This window comes from Asticcacaulis sp. AC466, assembly GCF_000495815.1.
Classification (GTDB): Bacteria; Pseudomonadota; Alphaproteobacteria; order Caulobacterales; family Caulobacteraceae; genus Asticcacaulis.
In genome coordinates, this window is record NZ_AWGE01000001.1 from 320967 (window position 1) to 344179 (window position 23213).

General features: G+C 59.5%; 20 protein-coding genes and 1 tRNA gene. 13 read left to right on the forward strand and 8 right to left on the reverse strand.

What is annotated here, in order from left to right; all coding sequences use genetic code 11:
• Positions 1 to 82 precede the first annotated feature (82 nt).
• A complete protein-coding gene (locus tag AEAC466_RS0121895; RefSeq protein WP_035429047.1) occupies positions 83 to 1183 on the reverse strand; it encodes a LacI family DNA-binding transcriptional regulator in 1101 nt (366 codons plus the stop codon).
• Between the two features lie 260 nt (positions 1184 to 1443).
• Here AEAC466_RS0121895 and AEAC466_RS24530 point away from each other — a divergent pair, with 260 nt between their 5' ends.
• From AEAC466_RS24530 to AEAC466_RS24550, 5 genes are all read left to right on the forward strand, one after another.
• Complete coding sequence (locus AEAC466_RS24530; RefSeq protein ID WP_023456347.1) at positions 1444 to 2970, forward strand: UxaA family hydrolase; 1527 nt, start codon at positions 1444 to 1446, stop codon at positions 2968 to 2970.
• Positions 2970 to 4400, forward strand: coding sequence for a mannitol dehydrogenase family protein (locus AEAC466_RS24535; RefSeq protein WP_023456348.1), 1431 nt, complete (start codon positions 2970 to 2972; stop codon positions 4398 to 4400). The genes AEAC466_RS24530 and AEAC466_RS24535 overlap by 1 nt, the downstream gene beginning before the upstream one ends.
• 44 nt (positions 4401 to 4444) lie before the next feature.
• On the forward strand, positions 4445 to 5014 hold the full coding sequence (gene moaB / locus AEAC466_RS24540; RefSeq protein WP_023456349.1) for a molybdenum cofactor biosynthesis protein B: 570 nt from the start codon (positions 4445 to 4447) through the stop codon (positions 5012 to 5014).
• Positions 5011 to 6228 carry a molybdopterin molybdotransferase MoeA gene (locus AEAC466_RS24545; protein WP_023456350.1) on the forward strand — a complete coding sequence of 406 codons (1218 nt, stop codon included), beginning with the start codon at positions 5011 to 5013 and terminating at the stop codon, positions 6226 to 6228. Before moaB ends, AEAC466_RS24545 begins: the two co-directional genes overlap by 4 nt.
• An 82-nt stretch (positions 6229 to 6310) precedes the next feature.
• Positions 6311 to 8095 (forward strand): bifunctional protein-serine/threonine kinase/phosphatase, encoded by a 1785-nt coding sequence (locus AEAC466_RS24550; RefSeq protein WP_023456351.1) that lies wholly within the window; start codon positions 6311 to 6313, stop codon positions 8093 to 8095.
• Positions 8096 to 8200: 105 nt separating this feature from the next.
• Here AEAC466_RS24550 and AEAC466_RS24555 read toward each other — a convergent pair whose 3' ends face one another.
• Both AEAC466_RS24555 and AEAC466_RS24560 read right to left on the reverse strand, forming a co-directional pair.
• Positions 8201 to 8680, reverse strand: a complete 480-nt coding sequence (locus AEAC466_RS24555) for a group I truncated hemoglobin (RefSeq protein ID WP_023456352.1) — start codon at positions 8678 to 8680, stop codon at positions 8201 to 8203.
• Between the two features lie 15 nt (positions 8681 to 8695).
• Positions 8696 to 9586 (reverse strand): DUF3034 family protein, encoded by an 891-nt coding sequence (locus tag AEAC466_RS24560; RefSeq protein WP_031238036.1) that lies wholly within the window; start codon positions 9584 to 9586, stop codon positions 8696 to 8698.
• Positions 9587 to 9843: 257 nt separating this feature from the next.
• On the opposite strand from AEAC466_RS24560, the gene AEAC466_RS24565 reads away from it, so the two are divergent.
• The 3 genes from AEAC466_RS24565 (at position 9844) to AEAC466_RS24575 (ending at position 15736) form a co-directional block, all read left to right on the forward strand.
• Positions 9844 to 12522, forward strand: coding sequence for a M1 family metallopeptidase (locus AEAC466_RS24565; RefSeq protein WP_023456354.1), 2679 nt, complete (start codon positions 9844 to 9846; stop codon positions 12520 to 12522).
• Between the two features lie 173 nt (positions 12523 to 12695).
• Positions 12696 to 14351, forward strand: a complete 1656-nt coding sequence (locus AEAC466_RS24570; RefSeq protein WP_023456355.1) for an MFS transporter — start codon at positions 12696 to 12698, stop codon at positions 14349 to 14351.
• 143 nt (positions 14352 to 14494) lie between these two features.
• A complete protein-coding gene (locus tag AEAC466_RS24575) occupies positions 14495 to 15736 on the forward strand; it encodes a Yip1 family protein (protein ID WP_023456356.1) in 1242 nt (413 codons plus the stop codon).
• Positions 15737 to 15743: 7 nt separating this feature from the next.
• Here the strand turns inward: AEAC466_RS24575 and AEAC466_RS24580 are convergent, their stop codons facing one another.
• Together AEAC466_RS24580 and AEAC466_RS24585 are read right to left on the reverse strand one after the other, a co-directional pair.
• Positions 15744 to 16601 (reverse strand): alpha/beta hydrolase, encoded by an 858-nt coding sequence (locus AEAC466_RS24580; protein ID WP_023456357.1) that lies wholly within the window; start codon positions 16599 to 16601, stop codon positions 15744 to 15746.
• Positions 16601 to 17215, reverse strand: a complete 615-nt coding sequence (locus AEAC466_RS24585; protein ID WP_023456358.1) for a hypothetical protein — start codon at positions 17213 to 17215, stop codon at positions 16601 to 16603. Before AEAC466_RS24585 ends, AEAC466_RS24580 begins: the two co-directional genes overlap by 1 nt.
• A 145-nt stretch (positions 17216 to 17360) precedes the next feature.
• Between AEAC466_RS24585 and AEAC466_RS24590 the strand changes: the two genes are divergently transcribed.
• Genes AEAC466_RS24590 through AEAC466_RS24600 form a run of 3 tightly spaced genes read left to right on the forward strand, consistent with a single transcriptional unit; the run spans position 17361 to position 19472 of the window.
• Complete coding sequence (locus AEAC466_RS24590; protein ID WP_023456359.1) at positions 17361 to 18560, forward strand: acyltransferase family protein; 1200 nt, start codon at positions 17361 to 17363, stop codon at positions 18558 to 18560.
• A complete protein-coding gene (locus AEAC466_RS43540) occupies positions 18557 to 19168 on the forward strand; it encodes a hypothetical protein (RefSeq protein WP_023456360.1) in 612 nt (203 codons plus the stop codon). The genes AEAC466_RS24590 and AEAC466_RS43540 overlap by 4 nt, the downstream gene beginning before the upstream one ends.
• Before the next feature lie 4 nt (positions 19169 to 19172).
• On the forward strand, positions 19173 to 19472 hold the full coding sequence (locus tag AEAC466_RS24600) for a winged helix-turn-helix domain-containing protein (RefSeq protein WP_023456361.1): 300 nt from the start codon (positions 19173 to 19175) through the stop codon (positions 19470 to 19472).
• Here AEAC466_RS24600 and AEAC466_RS24605 read toward each other — a convergent pair.
• The 3 genes from AEAC466_RS24605 to AEAC466_RS24615 all read right to left on the reverse strand — a co-directional run bounded on the left by AEAC466_RS24605 (position 19446) and on the right by AEAC466_RS24615 (position 21330).
• Positions 19446 to 20342, reverse strand: a complete 897-nt coding sequence (locus AEAC466_RS24605) for a DUF817 domain-containing protein (protein ID WP_023456362.1) — start codon at positions 20340 to 20342, stop codon at positions 19446 to 19448. The two genes, AEAC466_RS24600 and AEAC466_RS24605, sit on opposite strands and share 27 nt — an antisense overlap.
• 48 nt (positions 20343 to 20390) lie before the next feature.
• Entirely contained in the window at positions 20391 to 21221 is an 831-nt protein-coding gene (locus AEAC466_RS24610) for an SDR family NAD(P)-dependent oxidoreductase (protein WP_023456363.1), read from the reverse strand.
• A 35-nt stretch (positions 21222 to 21256) separates the two neighbouring features.
• Positions 21257 to 21330, reverse strand: a tRNA-Gly gene (locus AEAC466_RS24615).
• 264 nt (positions 21331 to 21594) lie between these two features.
• Here AEAC466_RS24615 and AEAC466_RS24620 point away from each other — a divergent pair.
• On the forward strand, positions 21595 to 22038 hold the full coding sequence (locus AEAC466_RS24620; protein ID WP_023456364.1) for a helix-turn-helix domain-containing protein: 444 nt from the start codon (positions 21595 to 21597) through the stop codon (positions 22036 to 22038).
• A gap of 109 nt (positions 22039 to 22147) precedes the next feature.
• Positions 22148 to 23191, forward strand: a complete 1044-nt coding sequence (locus AEAC466_RS24625; protein WP_023456365.1) for an NAD(P)-dependent alcohol dehydrogenase — start codon at positions 22148 to 22150, stop codon at positions 23189 to 23191.
• The last annotated feature ends 22 nt before the right edge of the window (positions 23192 to 23213 follow it).

Consider the following 23213-nt stretch of genomic DNA (forward strand, 5'->3'; position numbering starts at 1 on the left):
GGTAGCGTGTTTTATGCGGCGTACAGGTAGACGCTGGTGCCCGGTTTGACAACCATTATTCATATGATGATCTGACCAAATATCAGCGCGGCGCCGGTCCGGACGACCCGCGAACGACCAGGGCAGCGTCGATTATCACAGTGGGCTTCACGGTGCCCTCGGTCTGGATCAGGGTCTCGGCGGCGATGCGCGCCATGTCTCGGGTGGGGAGGCGAACCGTGGTCAGCGGCGGATAGATGCGCGTGGCGATGGGCGCGTCGTCGAAACCGATAATGGTCAGGTCTTCCGGGATACGCAGCCCCTTTTCAAAGGCGGCCCGATAGGCGGCGGCGGCCATTTCGTCGTTGGCGCAGATCAGGGCTGTCGGTGGATTGGCGTGGCTGAGCAGGGTGCGGGCGCCCGCATAGCCGGACTCGAAGCTATAATCGCCGGGAACTTCCAGTTCCGGCGCGATTGTCACGTCGTGCTCAGCCAGGCCGGCGTCGAAGCCGGCGCGGCGTTCGTGGGCCGATGGGTAGGCTAGATTGCCGCTAATATAACCAATGCGCGTGTGGCCCAGTTCGCCGACATGGGCACCGGCTTGGCGGCAGCCTTCGCGGTCGCGCGATACGATTTGTTGCGCATGGATGGGCGGGGTGGCATCCTCGCCCGACCGCGCGGTGATGCGGATATAGGGGATGTCCAGTTCGTCCATGAGCGCCAGCAGGTCGCGATCTTCGGCGATGGGCGGCAGGATGATGACTCCGGCCAGACGTTGCGATTCGACGAAGTTGCGGATGTCTTCCAGGAAGTTAGCGCTACGCCAGTCGCATGGGTGAACGACCAGTTCTGTACCCGAGCCGCGCAGGCCGTCGAGCGCGCCCATCTGCATATTGACGATATATTGCGCATTGGGATTGTCGTAGACCAGCCCAAGCAGGAACGACCGCCGGAATGCCAAGCCGCGCGCCTGCGGGTCCGGCCGGAAGCCGACGCGGGCGATAATGTCGTTTACGGCATCACGTGTTTCCTCGCGCACACTTGGCGAATTGTTGATGACGCGCGATACGGTCTTTTTGGAGACCTGCGCCAGATGCGCCACATCGTTGATGGTCGCCTTTTTGCGGCGTTTCAGGAAATCTTCAACGGCGTCCTTCGCGGCGGGCTCGCGGGAGGTTTGGGCGGAGGAGGAAAGTTTTGCCATGATGCGTTTTTTGCGGTGCGTTTTTTGATTATGTTGTATGATGAATTTCGAAATGGCGTTGACTATTGTCAATGTACGGGTAAATGAGCGCGGGTAAACGGCTTTTTGTCCGCTGAACAGGCCTTTGAGGGGCTTGTGTCGGTTATTTTTGTCATGAGCGTCAAACGTCAGTCTCCGGATGTATATTTGCCGGCTCCGTGACACCGGTATCATAATGTAAGTCGGGCGTGCATGCACGTTCTTTTTGATGGAAGAGTTTTATGCCAGACGATCAGGCCGGGGGTACGGGGTTGAATGGAGCCGCGCCGCTGCAATGGTTGCGCGTCAGTCCGCGCGATTCCGTTGCGGTCGCGCTGAACGACCTGCCAGCCGGGGCGGAGATCACCGGTGATGGCTATGCGGTCACCTTGCGAGACGATGTCCCCAAGGGGCACAAGATCGCCGTCAAGGATATGGCGGAAGGTGAGACGGTTCTGAAACTTGGTTTCGCCATCGGCAAGGCCTCGCGCGACATCGACGTCGGCGAACATGTTCATGCCCATAACCTGGTCACGGCGCTTAGCGGTGTCGAAGATTATAGCTACCAGCCGGATGCCCCGGCAGCCGTGCCCGCGCTGACAGAGGCGACGTTTCAGGGCTATCGGCGCAGTTGGGGCGGGGTCGGCATCCGTAACGAAATATGGATTCTGTGCACCGTCGGCTGCGTGGCTAAGACCTCCGAACGCCTGGCGCGTATCGCCTCGGAACGCTTCAAGGGTCGGGTCGACGGCGTCTACGCCCTGACCCATCCGCTCGGGTGTTCGCAACTGGGTGACGATCTCGATCACACCCGCAAACTGCTGGCCGGCTTGGCCATGCATCCCAATGCTGGCGGCGTGCTGATCGTCGGGTTGGGCTGTGAAAACAACCAGTTGTCTGCCTTGATCAAGGAGATCGACCGGCCGGCTGACCGCTTGAAATATTTCGCGGCCCAGATGGTCGAAGACGAACACGAGGCCGGCCTGGAAGCCTTGGAAGCCCTGGTCAGTGCAATCGAACGGGATCAACGCGAAACCTGCTCGGTCCGGGATCTGGCCATCGGCGTCAAATGCGGTGGATCGGACGGCTTTTCGGGCCTGACGGCCAACCCCCTGGTCGGCCTGGTCGCCGACCGAGTCGCCTTCGCCGGCGGCATGGCCATCATGACGGAAATTCCGGAAATCTTCGGTGCCGAACGCCAATTGATGGCGCGTGCCAAGGACGAGCAGGTGTTTCGTCAGGTCGTCGACGTCGTAAACGACTTCAAAAACTACTTCCTTGCCCACAATCAGCCGGTTTTTGAGAATCCGTCGCCGGGTAACAAGGCGGGCGGCATTACGACCCTGGAAGAAAAATCTCTCGGCGCGGTGCAGAAGGGCGGGCATAGCCCTCTGAATTCGGTCCTGCGCTATGGCGAGCGGGCGCGCGAAGCTGGTTTGTCGTTGTTAGAGGCGCCCGGCAACGACGCGGTGTCGTCGACGGCCTTGACGGCGGCGGGCGCGGTCATCGTCCTGTTCACGACAGGCCGGGGTACGCCGCTGGGCTTTCCGGCACCGACGCTCAAGATCGCCTCCAACACAGCCCTTGCCGAGAAAAAGCCCCATTGGATCGATTTTAATGCTGGACAAGTTTTGGAAGGTCTGACCATTGGTCAGACCGCCGATAAGCTGATGGACCTGATCCTGAAAACCGCGTCCGGACAGCCGGCCTGTAATGAAAAGAACGATGAGCGCGAAATCGCCATCTGGAAAAATGGGGTGACCCTCTAATGCGTTTGTCTCTCGCCACAGTGCCCGCGACCCGTGCCACAAAGCCTGCCTACGATCCTTCCGCGCTCGACATCGGTGTGGTCCATTTCGGCCCCGGCGCTTTTCACCGCGCTCACCAGGCCGCCTATTTCGACGCCTTGGCCGCCGCGGATCCGCGGTGGGGGATTTGCGGCGTGTCGCTCCATTCGACTGGTGTTCGCGATGCCCTGACGCCGCAGGATGGCCTTTACACCCTGGCCATTCTTGACGCGGAGATCAGTTATCGGGTGATCGGCGCCATCCGCGAAGTGCTGGTGGGGCCGGAAGATGTCGAAGCCGTGTTTGAGCGCCTCACGCGCCCGTCGGTTGGCATAGTGACATCGACCGTGACGGAAAAAGGCTACTGCCTGGGGCCTGATTTCACGCTCGATTTTCAGCACGCGGACATTGTTCATGACCTCGCCAATCCGCAAACGCCAAAATCGTTTATCGGCTACGTTGCCGAAGGGTTGCGCCGCCGCAAACAGGCTGGACTGAAACCGTTCGTTCTCATTCCCTGTGACAATCTGCCGAAAAACGGTCATCGCCTCAAGGCGGCTGTCGTAGCCTTCGCCGCGCGGTTCGACGCCGGCCTGGCTGACTGGATCGACGCCGGTCTGGCGTGCCCCTGCACGATGGTGGACTCCATTACGCCGGCTACGGACGATGCCTTGCGCGCCCGAGTCGCCGATGTGACAGGCCTGGAAGACGCGTGGCCGATCCAGCGCGAAGCCTTTACGCAATGGGTCATCGAAGATCACCTCCATGAGGGTGGTCCGGACTGGACACGTGTCGGCGTCATTCTGACCGACAATGTGCCGGCCTATGAGCGTGCGAAGCTGCGTCTGCTCAATGGTCCGCACTCCACCTTAGCCTATGCCGGTTTGCACAAGGGTTATGACAGCGTCTCCCAGGCGATGGATGATGCCGAATTGGCGCAGACCGTCCGCGCCCTGATGATCGAGGATGTCGTACCGCTTCTGGAGGCGCCGAAAGGTCTCGATCTGGTGGCCTATAGCGAAGATATCCTGACACGTTTCCGCAATCCGGCCATAGTCCACAAGCTGTCCCAGATTGCGTGGGACGGGTCGCAGAAGCTGCCGATACGTATCCTCAGTTCCTTGTCAGAGGCGCTGGAGCGCGGGCATGACATCACGCGTTTGGCGCTTCCGCTGGCGGCCTGGATGCGCTTTGTCCGTCTCAAGGCGGTCAAGGCGGAAGCCATAACAGATCCCTTGGCAACGGACCTGATCGCTATCGGTTTGACCTGTAAGGATGTGGTATCCGACGTAGGATTGTTCCTGGCGCTGCGCTCAGTCTTTCCGGAAGACCTGGCCAATAATCGCACGGTCATCGCCGCGATCGAAGGGGCCTACACGCGTCTACTCGCCCAGGAAGGTGTTTTTGCTTGAGGTCATGACGGGGGCGGCCTAAACCGGTGGTAGAGGAGACCGCCATGACCGACATCAGCGAGACCGATAAAGCATTTTTAGGTGGCGGCCGTATCCACAATGACCGGCCGTTCAAAGCGGTCGGCATCGCCGTACTGACCATTTCCGATACGCGGGACGAAGACAGCGACACGTCGGGTGATGTGCTGGCGCGCCGGATCGAGGCCGCCGGCCATGTCGTGGCCGAACGAGGCCTTGTGCGGGATGATATCGAGGCCATTCGCGCCAAGGTCATGGCGTGGGTGGGATCAGGCCGGGCCGACGCCATCATCACCACGGGCGGGACGGGCATAACGGGCCGCGATGTGACGCCAGAGGCCATCGAACCCCTGCTGAACAAACGGATCGAAGGGTTTTCAACCCTTTTCCACATGCTCAGCTACCAGACGGTCGGCCTATCCACCCTGCAATCGCGGGCGCTTGCCGGTATTATCGATGGCATTTTCATCTTTTGCCTGCCGGGCTCGAACGGCGCGGTCAAGGATGGCTGGGACAAGGTCATTCGCTGGCAACTCGACAGCCGGCATGGTCCCTGCAACATGGTCGAGCTCATGCCGCGGCTGACCGAAACATGAAGAACATAGCGGTTGATGACGCCATAAACCGGGTGCGTGCGGGGGCCTTGACGCCTGTCGTGGAAACGGTCGTCCTGGCGAAAGGCCCGGGACGCGTTCTGGCGTCCGACATCGCTGCCACGCGGGATCAGCCGCCATTCAATGCGTCCGCCATGGATGGCTATGCCGTCCGGCGGGACTCGCTTCTGCCGAAGGCGAAAATACTTACGCTTAATGTTGTGGGCGAAAGTTCCGCTGGGCGGGCCTATCCCGGCGCCGTGGCGATAGGGGAGGCAGTTCGCATCTTTACCGGCGCGCCGATTCCCACCGATTGCGATGCCATAATCATCCAGGAACAGGTAGCGCAGCGCGATGGCGTGATCGATATCGGGCCAGAGGGGCGTCATCCCGTGCAGGGCCATATCCGCCGCGCCGGACAGGATTTTCGCGCCGGAGACATATTACTCGAAGCGGGTGTCCGGCTTGATCCGTGGTGTTTGTCCCTGGCGGCGGCGGCGGGCCGGGACACGCTTGATGTCCATCGTCGGCCGAAAATCGTCGTCCTCTGCACCGGCGATGAACTGGTCCTGCCGGGGAAAAAGCCGAAGGCGGATCAAATATACGAATCGGCCTCGCACACCCTGATCGCGCTGATCAAACAATGGGGCGGCAAGGCACGCTATCTCGGCGTTCAGGCCGACGACGCCAAGGCGATTCAGAAAGCGCTGAAAAAGACCGATGCCGACCTGATCGTCACAGTCGGCGGGGCCAGTGTGGGGGATTACGACCTCGTCAAACCTGCCCTGCAAAAACTCGGACTGAGCCTCGATTTCGAAAGCGTGTCCGTCAGGCCGGGCAAGCCGACCAGTTTCGGCGTTCTAACAAATGGTGTACGCGTGCTAGGCCTGCCCGGAAATCCGGCCTCTGCCTTTGTAACCGCACAATTGTTTCTCAAGCCCTGGATTGAATCCTCGCTGGGGATGACGCATGCGCCCGCCTTCATTACCGCTATCAGCCAGACGCCTCTGCCGGCTGCAGGACCACGTGAAGCCTATCTGCGCGCGCAACTCAGCAGTTCACCCCAAGGGCAGTTGCAGGTTACGGCCTTTGACGACCAGGATTCGTCTCTGGTTAGCGTGTTCGCGCGCGCTGACGTGCTGATCCGATTGCCGGCCAATGCCCCATCGCAAAAGGTCGGTGCGCGGGTCGATGTGCTGCCGCTCGACCGGCTGTAAAAAAGACACGCTCATTTCCTAATTTTATTCGGTCTTCGCTCGACCTCTGGACGAAGAGGGTTCGCGCATGCACACATAGGGCATGACCCTGCAAAGCAATTCCCGGCTCGATATCGCCACTGGCTTCGCCACGGATATCGGCAAGCGCGACGAAAACCAGGACTTTGCCGCCCTGTGCCTGGAGGACGGCCAGCGTCACCATGGCGCGGTTGCGGCGATGGCGGACGGGGTGGGCGGACGTAAAGGGGGCCGCGTCGCGGCGGAATTGTCCGTGCGCACCTTTATCGACGATTACCTTGGCCAGTCGGAGCTGTTGTCGCCACGCAAGACGGCGGCGCGCGCCTTGGAAAGCATCAATTACTGGCTGTTCCGCGAGGGGCAGAAGAACGAAGCGCTGAAAGGGATGTGCGCCGCCTTTACCGGCATCGTCATCAAGGGACGGCGACTGCACAGCTTTCATGTTGGCGATACGCGCCTCTATCGCCTGCGCGAAGGCCAACTGGAACTGCTGACGCAAGACCACAAGCCCGAGGGGGCAGAAGGCAGCAATTTCATCAGCCGGGCTGTTGGCGCCGAAGAGGCCATTCGCATCGATTACGGCGCGCACGATATCCTGCCGCATGACCGGTTGATGCTTTGCTCGGACGGCGTGCATGGCTTTGTTAGCCAGGCGCAGATTCAAACCCTGCTGGACGGCCGCGCGTCTCCGGATGAAACGGCGCAGCGGCTAGTATCGACGGCCATAGCGCACGGCGGCGACGACAACGCCACGGCTATGGTGATCGACATTATCGATTTGCCGCCGGCCACCATCGAAGATCTCAATCTCGCCATCGCCAAGCTGCCCATGATCGAGCCGCCATCGGTCGGCGAAACCATCGACGGCTTCAAGCTGGAACGACAACTGGCCGACGGCATATACAGCCGTGTGTTTCGCGCGCGCGACCAGCGGGAATTCCGCACCGGCATCAGTCCACACGTTGTTCTGAAATTCCCCAAGCCGCACACCATCGGGTCGGAAACGTCGGCGCGGTCAGCCTTCATGCGCGAGGCCTGGGTGGCGTCGCGGGTCCAGCATATGTGGATCGGTGCGGTGCTTGACCTGGCGCCTGGCCGCCAGAGCTGCCTGTATGTCGCCCAGCCCTATTATGTCGGGGAAACCCTGGAGCACCGGATCAATCGCGCGCCGAAGCTGCGGCTGGAAGAAGGAGTTGCCATTGGCACCAAGCTGGCTAAGGCGCTCGGGTCGCTGCATCGCGCGGGCATCATCCATCGCGACGTAAAGCCGGAAAATATCATTCTGATGGCCGATGGCGGTTTCAAGCTGGTCGATCTTGGCGTGGCGCGCATTCCCGGCATCGACAAGGATGCGCTTTTCGTGCCCGGCACGCCAAGTTACAAGGCGCCGGAATTGTTCGAAGGCAAGCCTGGCGACGAACGATCGGATATCTTCGCGGTGGGTGTGACGCTTTATCGTATGTTCACAGGCGGCGACTATCCGTTCGGAGAGATCGAAACCGGCCAGACGCCGCGTTTCAACCGTCCGGAGCGGTTGACCAGCAAGCGCAGCGACCTGCCGGCCTGGCTCGACAGCCTGATCCTTCAGTCCCTGGCGCCGAATCCGGCCGACCGTTTTCAGGACGGCTTTGAAATGGCTTTCAAGCTGGAAACCGGGGCCTATGGCGCTGAACCGGACTTCTTTCGTAAACATTCGTGGGTGGGCCGTAACCAGGTCGGCATCTGGCGTGGTATCAGCCTGATCCTGGCAATCTGTCTGGCTGTGTCGATCGCAACCGCACGGACGGATATTGTGCTACCCGCCTGGACGCATCAGGTTCTGGACAAACTCGCCAAGCCGTTCGGCTGACGGCTAGAGCAAAATGATTTTAAATCGAATCATTATTTCGCTCTAGATATTTGATTTTGCATCATATTTTTCCAAAAAGTGGTGTCCACTTTTTGGCATGATGCTCTATGGCTCGGTGACGACGTCGCGGTGTTGCGGCGCCAGGGCGGCCAGAAGCTGGTTTTGCGCCCGGAACGGAATATGTTTCCGGTCCATGGCAATCTGGAGGTCTTCGACCAGGGCCAGGAAATCCGCCTGGTGAACACCGAGCTTGGCGTGCACCGTCTTCATGTCCTTGCCGGTATAGGTGCAGCCGCCCCCCAGGATCTGGCAGAACTGCGACACCAGTTCCACCTTGACACGTGTCTGGTCTACGGCGACGAAGAAGTCCTTGGTGCGCGGATCGGCCAGCAGGATGACCATGAAGTCGTCCATCAGTGCGACCAGACCGTCATGCCCGCCAAAGTCGGCATATAGCTTGCCATCGCTCGAAATGACGGGGGCGGTGGCGGCGCTGGGTGCCGACGCAGGATGGGTCTGAGCGAAAGCGGGCACCGAACAGAACAGCAGCATCCCGGCCATAACCCCTAAAGAGACGGATTTCATGATGGCGCGTATCCTTTAGAAGCCGCCTTGCAGGGAGACGTATAGCCCCGACTGCCGGCGCGTGACGATATTGCCGAGATCGGCATAGGCGAGGGTAAGCGACAGGTGTTTGTTCAGGGCGTAAGCCGCGAAGATGTCCACGGCGGCGCCTTCCTTAGCAACGCCGAGATTGTCCGGCTTGGTGCGAAATTCTGCACCGACCGCCAGATGCCGGTTGACGAGGTATGCCACCGAGCCTTCGGCCTGGAGGTGATAGGTATTGTCCTGCCCGCCATACCCCAAAATACCGAACTGGTTGGCCTTAGTGGCACGTAAGGTGCCGTTGACCAGTACGCCTTGCGCCAGCAACAGCTTTGTCGCACTAATATAATAGTCCGTAGACTGATCATCTCGTGCGCCCAGGGCTTTGACTAGGTTGCCGTTCTTATTGGATTTGAATTGCGCCCCGAGGGCGATCTGCGGCAACCAGCTGTCCTGCTCCAGGACGGCATCACCGGTCAGCTTGACCTTTACGCCGATGGTATCTTGCGAAATGGTATAGCCGGCGCCCAGGCCCAGCGCCGCACCGACCTGCTGGGTGTCGAAATCTTGACGGGCATAGGACAGCTCGACGCGATCATGAATGCCGATCAGCGCGCCATAGGACGTGATCTTGTAATCCTGCGTACCGATAGTGGTGTAATAGGCATTGGCGCCGGTCTGGTCACGGCTACCGTAGCTACCGATAACCGCCCAGGGTGTCAGACCGCCGCCTGCCGCGCCTTCGACCTGGCTGACGCCACCGGTCAGAAGCAGCTTGCCGCTGGCATAGGTGAAAAAATCTTCGGCCTGAGCGCGCCCTGCGTAGACTAGAGTGGCGCAGACGAAACTGGTGGCGATTGCCATCCGGCTAAATACGGTTTTCAATACGTGGTCCCATGGTGGCGCATTGGCAAAATACGTGCCTGAACTTGTTTAAGGCTTGCTTTATGGGGGGCGGTTTTTCACAGAAACGCTTTTGTTTGCGGAATTCGCGGCGGAAATCGCACGATTTTGACCTTACAAAAATGTAATGTTTCCGGCTTGCGGGGCTGTGCTAACCGTGCCAACTGGTTTCTCGTTTAATTATCTGCGCAAGGGCTTCCGGGTCGCCTAACCCGCCTTGCGCGCAACCCGGACACATCATGCGCCCTGCTTTCCTGAAATGCGGCCTGCTCGCCGCTGGCCTGCTTCTGGCTTCTACTGCCCTTACACCCGCCCTGGTCCAGGCCGCGCCTGCCGCCGCCGTCGCCATTGTTCCCGACGCCAATGCGCCCAAGGGCAAGCTGTCCGACGCGGCGCGACCCTTGTCCTATAAGCTGGACCTGACCATCATCCCATCCAAGCCGCGTTTTTCCGGGCACGTCGAAATTGACGTCAATGTAAAGGCGGAGACCAAGTCTTTGTACCTGCATGGCCGCGACCTGAAGGTGTCGAAGGTTGTTGCCCTGGTCGATGGCAAGACGATCAATGCCAAATACACCCAGGTCGATGATCTGGGCGTCGCGCGTGTCGATTTTGCCAAGGCCGTTCCGGCCGGCAATATTGCTTTGGTGTTCGATTACGATGCGCCGTTCGCCAACGATGCCGCCGGTCTGTACCGCGTTCAGGTCGATGGCCAATGGTACGTCTGGTCGCAGTTCGAATCCATCGATGCCCGCGCCGCCTTCCCGTCGTTCGACGAACCGGGCTTCAAGACGCCGTTCCGGGTGTCGATCACGACCGATCCCGATCTGGTCGCCCTGACCAATGCGCCGCAGGACGGCGTGGTGAAGGCCGACAAGCTGCTCCAGCACCTGTATTACAGCACGGAAAAGCTGCCGACCTACCTGATGGCCTTTGTCGTGGGCCCGTTCGTCACCGCCGAAGGCGTGGTGCCGCCCAACAAGTATCGCAGCCAGCCGCTGCCGATCCGTATTGTCGCGACGAAGCCAAACGCCGACAAGCTGAAATATGCGCTGGATGAAACCCCGGCCATTGTTGAGCACCTGGAAAACTATTTCGGCCAGGCCTTCCCTTTCCCGAAGCTTGATCAGGTCGCGTCGCCTATCATGCCGGGCGCAATGGAAAACGCCGGGATCGATATCTATGGCGACAATATCCTGCTGTTGGCGGACGGTGCGCCGACGACCCAGAAGCAGGCGTTTGGCATGGTCGTCGCGCATGAATTGTCGCACCAGTGGTTCGGTGACTATGTCACACCGGCCTGGTGGGATGACATCTGGCTCAATGAAAGTTTCGCCAACTGGATGGGCTTCCGTATCGGCAACGAATGGCGGCCGGAATTGAATATCGGCGTCGGCGCGGTCAAGGAAGGCTTCGAAGCCATGACCGACGATGCGCTTAAGGTCGGGCGTCCCATCCATCAACCTATCACGACGAGTGGCGAAATCGATTCTGCGTTCGATAAGATCACCTATGGCAAGGGTGGCCAGGTTATTTCGATGATTGCGGGCTATCTCGGCGATGAGCGTTTCAAAGCCGGCGTCCGTCTGCACATGTCTCGCCATCCCTATGGCAATGCCACGTCGGAAGATTTCTTCGGCGCTTTGGCCGATGCTGCGCAGAATCCTGGCGTTCTGGCGTCCATGAAGAGCTTCGTCGACCAGCAGGGCTTCCCGGTTGTCAGCTTTACCCGTCAAGGCGGCTGGCTGGTCGCCAGTCAGGAACGCTATGCGCGCCTTGGCACCACCCTGACGCCGCAAACCTGGACGATTCCGCTGTGTATCCGCCGCGGCGAAGATGTCGGCTGCGCGCTGCTGAAGGAGCCCCAGGGCAATCTGGGCCAGGATCAGGCCGGCGCCTTCATGCCCAATGCCGGGGGGACCGGCTATTATCGCTTCAACCTGGCCGTTGAGGACTGGGATCTGTTGCTCGCTACGGGTGACAAGCTGTCTGGGCCCGAAGGGGTCGCCACGGTTGACAGCCTGTGGGGCCAGTTCTACGCGGGCAAGCTGCCGGCCGCCGAGCTGATCAAGGCGGCGCGTCTGCTCAGCACCAACCCGGATTCGAATGTCGCCGTGGCTGGCGGCGAGAATCTGTCTTACCTCCACGAACGCGGTATCGTGCCGGCTTCGGCCGAAACCGATTATCGCCGTGTCATGGGAAGCATTTATGGTCCACGCCTGACCGCCCTGGGTTTCGATCCGAAGGCGGGCATCTATGGCGCCGACGCCCCGGATCGGTCCAAGCTGCGGCACAGCCTGGTCGATCTGATGGCTGACGACGCGCGTGATGCTACGGTTCGCAAGCAACTGAGTGACGCTGCGACGGCCTATATCGGGGGGGACCTGAATGCGCTTGACCAAGGTTATCGCGGCCTTGCCTACACAGTCTATGTCGATGAAGGCGGCCTGCCTGCGGCCAAGAGTCTGCTGGAGCGCGCTCTGACAGCTAAGGACGAAGGCGACCGTGCCGCCGCTTTGCGGGCGGTTACTGCCGGCGCCAAACCGGAAACGGCGACTTGGGTCCTTGGATCTTTGAGCGACGCGCGCCTGCGCAACTCTGACAAACTGGTCCTTATCGGCGGTCTGATGAGCGCTACGGCAACGCGTGATATGACCTATGACTGGCTGAAGGCGAACTATGAAGCCTTGTCCGCCGGCGCGGGTATCTTCTCCGCCGGGCGTATCGCGGCTCTGCCGGGCCATTATTGTTCGGCGGCCAAGGCCGATGAGGTCGAGCAGATGATGCGCGCAAAGGTAAAGGCGGCCGGACGTGGCGAACTGTCGTTCGATCGGATGCTGGAAAGCATGCGGACCTGTAACGTCTTGCTCGACGCCAAGGCCGGTGAAGTCGCCGAGGCCTTCAAAACGGCGCAATAACGCCGGACAGGCCGGCCACAAAGATAGATGAAAAACCCTCGTCACGCGTGACGAGGGTTTTTTATTGTCGCGACGGCAACCCTGTGCCATGACTTTGCAATAATGAAAGCAACCGCTCAAAAAGCGGCACGGTGACGAAGACAAATTCGCGCCGAATATGGGAAGAGACATCAATGGCTAACGCGCAGGCGGGTGAGCAAAAGCAATCCATGTGGCTGGTGATCGGGGCGTCATCGCTCGGCACCATCTTCGAATGGTTCGATTTTTATATTTTCGGCACTCTGGCGGCCATTATGGGCACGCACTTTTTTGAAGTGAAGGGGATTAACCCGACCACCTCCTTCATCTTCGCCTTGCTGGCCCTGGCTGCCGGCTTCATCGTCCGTCCGTTTGGCGCCATGGTCTTTGGTGGCATGGGCGACAAGGTCGGCCGCAAGCACACCTTCCTGGTCACCATGATCATCATGGGCCTGTCCACCTTCCTGGTTGGTGTCCTGCCGACCTATGCCCAGATCGGTATAGCCGCGCCCATCATCCTGATCGGCCTGCGCCTGGTCCAGGGCCTGGCCATGGGCGGCGAATACGGCGGTGCGGCGACCTATGTCGCCGAGCATTCGCCGGACAACAAGCGTGGCCAGATGACGGCGTGGATTCAAACCACAGCGACCCTTGGTCTTTTGCTGGCGCTCGTCTCCATTGGCGTAACGCAACATTACATGTCCGAGGAGGCCTTCAAGGCCTGGGGGTGGCGTCTGCCGTTCCTGTTCTCGATCGTGTTACTGCTTGTATCGATCTGGATTCGCATGAAGCTCAATGAAAGCCCGGTCTTCCAAGCTATGAAGGACGAGGGGCGCACGTCGAAATCACCACTCAGCGAAGCCTTTCTGAAATGGAGCAACCTGAAGATCGTCTTGATTGCTCTGTTCGGCCTCGTGGCGGGTCAGGGCGTCGTCTGGTACACCGGCCAGTTCTATGCCCTGTTCTTCCTGCAGAAAATGCTCCACGTCGAACTGGCGACCTCCTATTGGCTGATCGGTGCGGCCCTGTTGATCGGCACGCCCTTCTTCATCATCTTCGGCTGGTTGTCCGACCGTATCGGCCGCAAGCCGATTATCCTGGCGGGTCTGGTCCTGGCCGCGATCGGTTATTTCCCGTTGTTCCAGATGCTGACCGGCGCGGTCAGCCCGGCGCTGGAACACGCTCAGAAGGCCTCTCCGGTGGTGGTGGTTGCCGATCAGGCGGCCTGCGCCGTCCAGTTCGATCCGGTGGGCAAGGCCAAGTTCCTGCAATCCTGCGACATCGCCAAGTCCTATCTGGCCAAGGGCGGTATCAGCTACAGCAATCTAGCGGCGCCGGCCGGGACGGTGGCCAGCGTGCGAATTGGCCAGACGGTTGTTCCATCCTTCGAAGGCAAGAGCCTGAGCGGTGATGCGCTGAAAGCCGCCCAGGCTGACTTCGCAAAGGCTGTCGGCGGCGCCTTGAAGACGGCGGGATATCCAGCCAAGGCAGATAACGCCGCCATCGACTATCCGAAAAGCATCGGCATCCTGACCCTGCTCGTCATCCTGGTCACCATGGTTTACGCCCCGATGGCCGCGGCCTTGGTCGAGATGTTCCCGGCGCGTATCCGTTATAGCGCGATGTCCTTGCCCTACCATTTCGGCAACGGCTGGTTTGGCGGGTTGCTGCCCTTCATCACCTTCACCATCGTGGCCGCAACCGGCGGGATTTATGACGGGCTATGGTATCCCATCGGCATCGCGGCGGTGACCGCCGTCATCGGTTTGTTGACCGTCAAGGACAACCGCCACGTCGATTTCAAAGAATAGCTTCACGAAAACGTTGAGCTGAAAGGGCCCCCGGTTGATTGACCGGGGGCCTTTTTTTGGCCATCTTCTGGCTTCGGGCACGCAATGATATACGGTCGTCCCGTACAGTGCCGCGTATTTCTTTCATTTCAAAGGCGACACAAATGGCTGATGACTTACCCCCCACCGTGCAAGCTCCCGATCCCAATCCTTCCGCCAATCCGAAAAATCCCAACAACCTGATCGAACGTATCCAGGCGATCCTGCTGAAACCGTCGCCGACCTGGGATGTTATCGAAGGTGAAAATCCATCTGTCCGGCAGCTTTATACCAGCTATATCATGCCCTTGGCCGCGATCGGGCCCATCGCCAGCGCCATAGGGTCCGTGGTGTTCGGCCTTGGCATACCCGGCTTCATGTCGATCCATGTCTCGCCGATTTCGGCCCTGCTCAATGCCATCGTCAGCTATGTCCTAAGTCTGGCCCTGGTCTATGTCGTGGCGCTTGTCATCGACGGATTGGCGCCGAGTTTCAATGCGCAGAAGAACTTCATACAGGCGTTGAAGTTGGCGACCTACAGCCTGACCGCGGGGTGGGTCGCGGCGATTTTCTTCATCATTCCCTCGCTCGGCCTGCTGGCCATCCTCGGGGGACTCTACGGCATCTATCTTTTCTATCTCGGCCTGCCCAAGTTGATGAAAAACCCGCCGGACAAGACGATCGTCTACATGATCGTCACCGCCGTTGTTTACATCGTCCTGGCCATCGTGATCAAGGCGATCGTCAGTGCCGTTTCCGCTACGGCACTTTTGGCGACGGGTGGTATCAATCCCCTGGCCGCCAACAGCCACGTTTCCGGCGTCGTGACCGTGCCGGGCGGTAGCATCGATCTCGGCAAGGCCCAAGCCGCCGCCAATCAGATGGTCGCCCAGGCCTCCGCCACCCAGAACGGACAAACCGTTGTCAAGCTGGCGGACGCCGGCGCCTTGCTGAGCCTGATCCCGGCCAACTTCATGGGCGCTGCCCGTACCGACGATAACACCAGTTCAGGCGGCGTTGGCGGCATGGCCGTTTCGACTGCGGAAGGCACCTATGCCGTTAATGGCGGCACCGTGCGGGTAAAGGTCAGCGATCTGGGCAGTATTTCCGGCTTGGGCGCCATGGCTGCGGCGATGAATGTCAACACATCATCGAGTAGCGCCACCGGTTATGAAAAGGTCGGCCATGAGAACGGCAATCTGGTGACCGAGGAATGGGATGGGAGTTCGAAACACGGGTCCTACGCGATGGTGACGGAAGGCGGCCGCATTTCGGTTGAGGTCGAAGGTGACAATGTCGACATGGCCACGCTGAAATCGGCGGCCGGGGCTATAGACATCAACCGGGCGGTCGCTCTTACACGCTGATTGTAGATTATTTGCTTAAGTGGATTGCCGGATCGACGTCTGTCTCCGGCAATCCCAAAAACCTCCAGTAATACGGATAAACACCGTCGCGAGTCATGGTGCTGTGCCCTGATCCGCGCATGCGGATAAATACCTTAGGGCTGTTGGCGAGCGCAAACAGACGTTCGCCGTCGCTGAACGGCACCACGGTGTCCCTGTCGCCATGCGCGACCAGGACGGGCATGTGGACCTGACCGATCCGTTCGCGGTTGAGGAATTTGTCCTTCATGAGAAAAGCAACGGGGATATAGGGGTAGCGTTCCGCGCCGACATCGCTGGCGGCGGTGAAGGGGGCTTCCAGGATCAGAGCGCGGGCGTGGCGTTGCGTGGCCAGGTAGGTGGCCGGGCCGGTGCCCAGGGAATGGCCATGGATCACGATGTCGCCATCCTTGAAGCCCTTTGCTTTCAGCCAGTCATAGGCCGCTAGGCTGTCGATTTCGAGCCCCTTTTCGCTTGGCGTGCCGGTCGACTGCGAGAAGCCGCGATAGGCGAGCGCCAGATAGCCGACGCCCTGTTTGTGCATTCTGAGGTAGCGCCATTTGCCGTTGGTCAGGCTTGCTCCTTGCCCGTGCAGGAACAGTATGACCGGCTGACCGGGTTTGGGCGCTTCATACCAGGCTTGCAGGGTCTCGCCGTCCGGCGTCCGTATGCGGACGTCTTCTATGGGAAGGCCGCGAATGTCGGGCGCATCTATAGTGGCCTTGTTGGCATACAAGATCTGGCGCTGATGGACGTACAGATACCCAGCGGCGCACAGCCATGTCGCGAAAGCCGTCGCCAGAAGACCCAATAGGGCAATCCATAAAAGTCGAAAGCGCAGAGCCATCAAAATACCCTTGCCACGGTCCCCTTGCCCCGTTTCGGCCGATTTTGCTGTGTCGCAATCAGCATGGGAATGGCCAGCGCGCTGGATACCAAGCCGGCCAGGGACACCCATCCTATCCAGTCCATCAAGACGCCGTCCGTATTGCCGCCCTTTTGTGTCAAACTCATGATGGGCAGCAACAGCCTGAGGACTAAGGCCCCGCTCGGGCAGGTCAGCAGACGCGTACACCACCAGGCCAAGATCAACGGGCGGTTCTTCGGTGGATTGATGGCGAGGATGGGGCGCACCGGCAGCCAGTACCCAAAGACCGGCAAAAACCAGCCGATCCAGTCCCATGGCGCAGACACAGGAAATTTTCCCACCCGACGGGCATTGGCCGATAGGCGGCCCGTCCAGGCCGCCATTAGCCCGAGCAAGACCAGGCGGACCAGCGTTTGGGCACTCCATACGGCATTTGCCATGCCAGATAATTCGTTGAGGCCTGGCTGACTGCCGTGGGATGCGGGCCAGCCGGCAGTGACTGAGACGATCAGGATGAGAAGGGACAGGATGAAATCGGTGCCTGTGAGGAGGAGCAGGAATGCCCAGAGCCCCGTTCTCGTATCGCCGCGCATCTTGATCCCCCTTGCTTCGGCGTAAGTATCGCGAGCTTGCCGGGCCCGCGCAATACTGCCTTTTTGCAAACTGGTTTACAAAACAAACTTGTTGATGTAATTGTTCCGGCATCGGGGCGCCGCCCCTTCACCTCAGGAGGCTGTCATGGCTACTGACTATATTTCCCGTCGTTTTCACGATCTCGACGCGGTTCGCGGACTCGCGCTGCTACTCGGCGTCGCCCTGCACGCCAGCATGTCTTTTCTCGAACCGCAGGTCTGGGTTATCAAGGATGCCAGTTCCGAACCCGGTCTCGGTATTCTGTTCTACGTCATCCATATGTTCCGCATGACGACCTTCTTTGTCATGGCCGGATTTTTTGGTCACATGCTCATGGACAGGCGTGGCCTGGGCGGCTTCATCAAGAATCGCCTGATCCGTGTCGGCGCACCCTTCATCCTGTTCTGGCCATTGGTCTTCGCGGCGATCGTGACCGTGATGGTGATGGCCTATGCACCGGCCGCCGGGTCGGTGGGGGCGCCGCCGCCCCCGCCGCCAGGCTTGACGGTCAATACGGTGCCGTTGACACATCTGTGGTTTCTTTATGCCCTGTTGTGGTTCTACGCGATTGTGGTTATCGCAAAGCTGTTGGGGGACATCACGCGCGCAGGCGGGCCCCTTGGCCGGATGTTCGATGCCGTTGTGCGTCCGCTGGTCAAAAGCGACCTAATCGGCGCCGTGCTGATCATACCCGCTTTCGTCACGCTTTATGTCTCGCCGTCCTGGTTGGCCTGGTTCGGCATACCGACCCCCGACACGGGTCTGATTATCAATAGTCCGGCTTTGGCAGGACACCTGACGGCATTCGGTTTTGGCTGGTTCCTGCATCGCAATGCCGATTTACTTGGTCACCTGGCTGCGCGGTGGTGGGCCTATCTGCCCGCCGCCGGTCTCGGCACGGTCATCTGTCTGACCCTGGTCGGGTCGGTGCCGGTCGTGGCGCCGGTCAAGGGCAGTGTCCACCCTGTCTATCTTGCGCTTTATCTGCTTACGGGATGGTCATGGACGTTGGGTCTGATTGGTGCGGCGCATGCTGTCCTGAAGCGGGAAAATCCGGTATTGCGCTATCTGTCCGACGCGTCCTACTGGGTCTACATCATTCATGTTCCCGTGCTGATGGGGTTGCAACTCGCCGTCAGAGATCTGTCGGCGCCGGCTGAGCTGAAATTCGCGGGCGTCCTGCTCGTGACGGTGATGATCGGACTGGCGACCTATCAAACTATGGTACGGTACAGTTTCATCGGGGCGATTCTCAACGGCCGCCGCAGCAAATCGAAGACACGAGCGCAGGAGGTGACGGCGTGAGCGAGAAGAAAGATACGTTTGAGGCTGATCTCGCCTTTATGCGCAGTCTCGTCAGCGAAGGCGGCCGGGCCGAAATGTCCGGCGGTATCGTTTTTTTTTGGGCGGGCCTTTTCTACGGGCTGCAATGTCTGGTCCAGTGGGCAAACCTGGTCGAACTGATCCGGCTGAACGCGCTGGGGCAGTTGTCTGCCGCCATTTTGCCAACGGTGGCCCTGCTGGTGCTCATCGGCTGGGTTATGTGGCGGGATCGAAAGCAGGGTCCCAAAGGGGTCGCGACCCGCGCCATGAATGCAGCCTTCGGCAGCGCCGGCCTTGCCAACTGCTTTATCGTTGTGGTCTTCGGCTATTGGGCCGTGAATGAAAAGAGCTTTCTGATTTGGGCACTTTATCCTGTGGTGATCTGCGCCATACAGGGTGCGGTCTGGTATACGGCTTACATGATTCGCAAAAAGATTTGGCTGGCCGGGGTGTCCGCCGGCTGGTTTATTACCACGCTCGTCCTGGGTGTTCTGGCGAAAAGTCCGCACTATGTTCTGGCGATCGGCATAGCCTTGATTGTTCTGATGTCAGGGGCGGGACTCACCATGATGAAGCTGGCCAAAAAGTAGAGACATGGCAGGCTTCGACGTCAATCGGCTGGATGATGCCATCCACGGGCGCCTGCGCCTGGGGATCATGGCCTATTTGATGGACGCCGAGGCTGCCGATTTTAACGAGCTTAAAAACGTGCTGGAAGCCACCCAAGGCAATCTGTCGGTTCACCTTCGCAAGCTCGAAGAGGCAGGCTATGTTGAAATCGTCAAAAGTTTTCAGGGCCGAAAGCCGTTGACGCGGGCGCATATCACCTCTGTCGGCCGTGCGGCCTTTGCCCGTTACCTCGATGCGTTAGCGCAACTGGTCGAACGCCGTTAGATCGTTTGTGCTTACGTTTCTTGGCGTGTATTCCGGCGCTTTGGGCTTGAAAATAAGCGTAACGGTGACGAAGCTTATAATAAGCAAAAGGCCCCACGCACCCATCTTTTGGATCGATACCATATGCCAGGCCGCGCCGGGATAGGCCCACGTGTGGGTGAGGGTGCCGATATTCTCTGCCAGCCACAGGAAGAACGCCGTAAGGGTGCCTGCCAGCAGAAACGGCATGCGCCGGACCGCTCGATCAACGCGAAAATAGATCCATGACCGCCAGAACATAACCCCTATCACGCCGAAGATCACATAACGGAAATCCCAGATGAAATGATGGCTGAAAAAGTTGACATAGATGACGATGGCCAGGACATAGGTATGCCAGGCCTTGGGGTAATGCGAGAACCGCATGTCGAACACGCGGATCGATCGCGCGATGAAAGAGCCCACACTGCCGTACATGAAGCCGGTGAACAGGGGCACGCCCATGATGTGAAAGACGGAGCCTTCGGGGTAGGCCCATGAGCCCATGTGGGTTTTGAAGATTTCCATCACCGTGCCGGTCACGTGATAAAGGAAGATGACCTTGACTTCGTCGACGGTCTCAAGCCGTGTCCATAGCAATAATCCCTGGATGATGAGCGCGGCGAACAGCAGAAAATCGTAGCGATAGATCGGCGCATTGGCGGGCCAGACCCAGTGGGTGACAATCATGAGCCCCAGCATCGCCGCGCCGAACAGGCATGACCAGGCCATTTTCAGCCCGAACAGGATAAATTCCGCCAGCGGTCCAGGCAGGCGGCGCAATGTAGCCCGGATCAGCTGCCGCACCGGCTGCAGAAACGGCGCCAGAGGATGGACGATGGCATCACTCATACTGGGCCTTTCACCTCGATAACGGACGCGATGTCTAGACGGACCATATCAGGTGTCGAGAAAGGCCTTGAAAGCGTCGGCATAGTCGGGATGCCATCGCGACAGGGGGGGACGATTGTGAATGATATCGCCGGCCGCCCACGCTATGCGTTTTTCATCAAGTGTGCGTGTCACATCATTGTCGGGACACAGGATATAGAAGTCGCCGCGCCCGATGCCGTCCAGCATGAAATCGACCGTCTCCTCGGGCGTCCACGCACCGGCTGGCTTGTCGGTACGCTCGCCTTTCGTCAGCCCCGTCCAGACGAAGCCTGGGATGAGCAGGTGCGCCGTTACAGCGGGGTTCGGGCCGTTGCGCAATTCGTGCTGTAGCGCTTCGGTAAACGCCTTCACACCGGCTTTCGAAACGTTGTAGGCCGGATTGCCCGGGGGAGTGGTAATGCCCTGCTTGGAGCCGGTATTGATGATCAGGCCGGGCTTTCCGCGGACGACCATGGCGGGGGCAAAAGCCTGGGTGCCATGGATGACGCCGCCCAGATTGGTGTCCAGCGTGCGTTGCCAGTTATCGTCGGTCAGCACCGAACTGTCTGGACCGACGGCGGCATTGTTCATCAGGATGTCGATGTCCTGGAAATCGCGCGCCAGATCGAAAAGGGTGTCGCGGTCGCTGATATCAGCTTCGATGGCCGCCACGCCATGTGGCGTTCGGACATCGGCGGCTATGGCCTCGCTGGCCGCTTTCAGGCGGTCCTGACCCAGATCGACGAGGTGGACAGTCAGGCCCATGGCCGCAAACCGTTTGGCGGCCGCGAGGCCGATGCCGGAAGCCCCACCGGTGATGAGAGCCCTGTTGCCGGATGTGAAAGAGGGATGACTCATGCTGTTGCCTTTTGAACAGGCCCGCTAGTTTGATCTGGAGCGGGTGAAGGGAATCGAACCCTCGTATTCAGCTTGGGAAGCTGCTGCTCTACCATTGAGCTACACCCGCCTGTCCAGAGTCCGAGGCAGAGGTGGCTAATGCCATGACCTGTGCCGCGTCGTCAACAGCGCCGATGCGTTTCTGGTGCATGGAATGCGCTCCAAAGGCCGGGGGCTGTGGCCACGGGCAGGTGCGTCGTCCACCGTTTTTTGTATCGGTTGCACCTACATTTATTCGTTTGTTAACGTTTCTCGCTTTGATTGAGAGGCGGGCGGACATACGGTTTGGGTTGCTGGTTTGTTTGCCATCTTCGAGAGATTTGGAGGGACACCGATGTCCGCAGGGGCGGCGCCGTCTGGCGTCAATTTTGCTGTAGGTCGTAATATTCGCGCCCGTCGGGAGGCCTTGCGGCTGTCCCAGATGGAACTGTCCGATATGGCAAACATCGGTCTGACGCGGCTCCAATCTTATGAAGCGGGCACAGAGCCGCTGAACGTCGCTGAACTGCTCGATATCTGCCGGGGGCTTGATTGTACACCTGAAAGCCTTCTGCCCGCTGGCGGCAAACGATCAAGGGAAATGCGTGGCGGAGAATATGTACCGCGGTGGATGGCCGATGCCCGCGCCCTCAACGCCCTGCACCCCACTTTGTTCGATACCTTAAAACGTCTGCCGGAAAACCGGCTGCGATTGATGCTGATCAGTATGCAGGGCATGTGCCACGCGCAGACGGGACATGTGCCCGAGTCAGATGCACCGAAACAGGCGTCTGCCTGAAGGCGATACGCCTGAACGTGAAACCTGTGCGCAAATCGCCGACGCAGCCTTGTAAACCGGCCGCCAGGGTCCACCTGTATGGGGACCTTCCCCTTTTCAGGATATCCCCATGTTTCGATGCGAAGCCTACGCAGCGCCCGCCCACGACAAGCCGTTGGCGCCCCTCACCATTGACCGCCGGGATGTGACGCCCGAAGACGTGCAGATCGACATTCTCTATTGTGGCGTTTGCCATTCGGACTTGCATATGGCGCGCAACGAATGGGGGTTCAGCAGCTATCCCGTCGTGCCGGGCCATGAAATTGTGGGGCGCGTGTCAAAGGTGGGTTCAGCCGTGACCAAGTTCAAAGAGGGCGATCTCGTCGGCGTCGGCTGCATGGTCGATTCCTGCCGGACCTGCTCTAATTGCCAGGAAGGCCTGGAGCAATATTGTGAAGTCGGCAACATCCAGACATACGGCGCTCCAGATAAATATCTTGGTGGCACGACCCACGGCGGCTATTCAAAAAGTATAGTGGTGTACGAAGGCTTTGTCCTGCGCATTTCCGATAAGCTGGATTTGGCGGCGACCGCGCCTTTGTTGTGCGCCGGTATCACCACCTGGTCGCCGTTGCGCCATTGGAAGGTCGGGCCGGGCCAGAAGGTCGGCATCGTCGGTCTAGGTGGCCTGGGCCACATGGGTGTCAAATTCGCCCATGCCCTTGGCGCGCACGTGGTGTTGTTCACCACCTCCGCCTCGAAGGTCGAGGACGTGAAACGTCTTGGCGCTGATGAAGTGGTGATTTCGAAAAACGCCGATGAAATGGCGGCGCACGCCGCATCGTTCGACTTCATTCTCGATTGCGTTTCGGCCGAGCATGACATGAACGCCTATCTCGGGCTGCTGAAACGCGATGGCACGCTGTGCCTGGTCGGGGCACCGGAAAAGCCGATGTCGGTCCACGCCTTCCCGTTGCTGATGGCGCGCCGCCGTTTGGCGGGTTCGGGTATTGGGGGGATTGCCGAAACGCAGGAAATGCTCGATTTCTGCGCCGAGCACGGCATCACCTCGGATGTTGAGGTCATTGATATAAAGGACATCAATGCCGCCTATGAGCGGATGCTGAAGTCGGATGTCAAGTATCGTTTCACGATCGACATGAACAGCTTGTAATTGCAGAAAGATTCCCCATCTA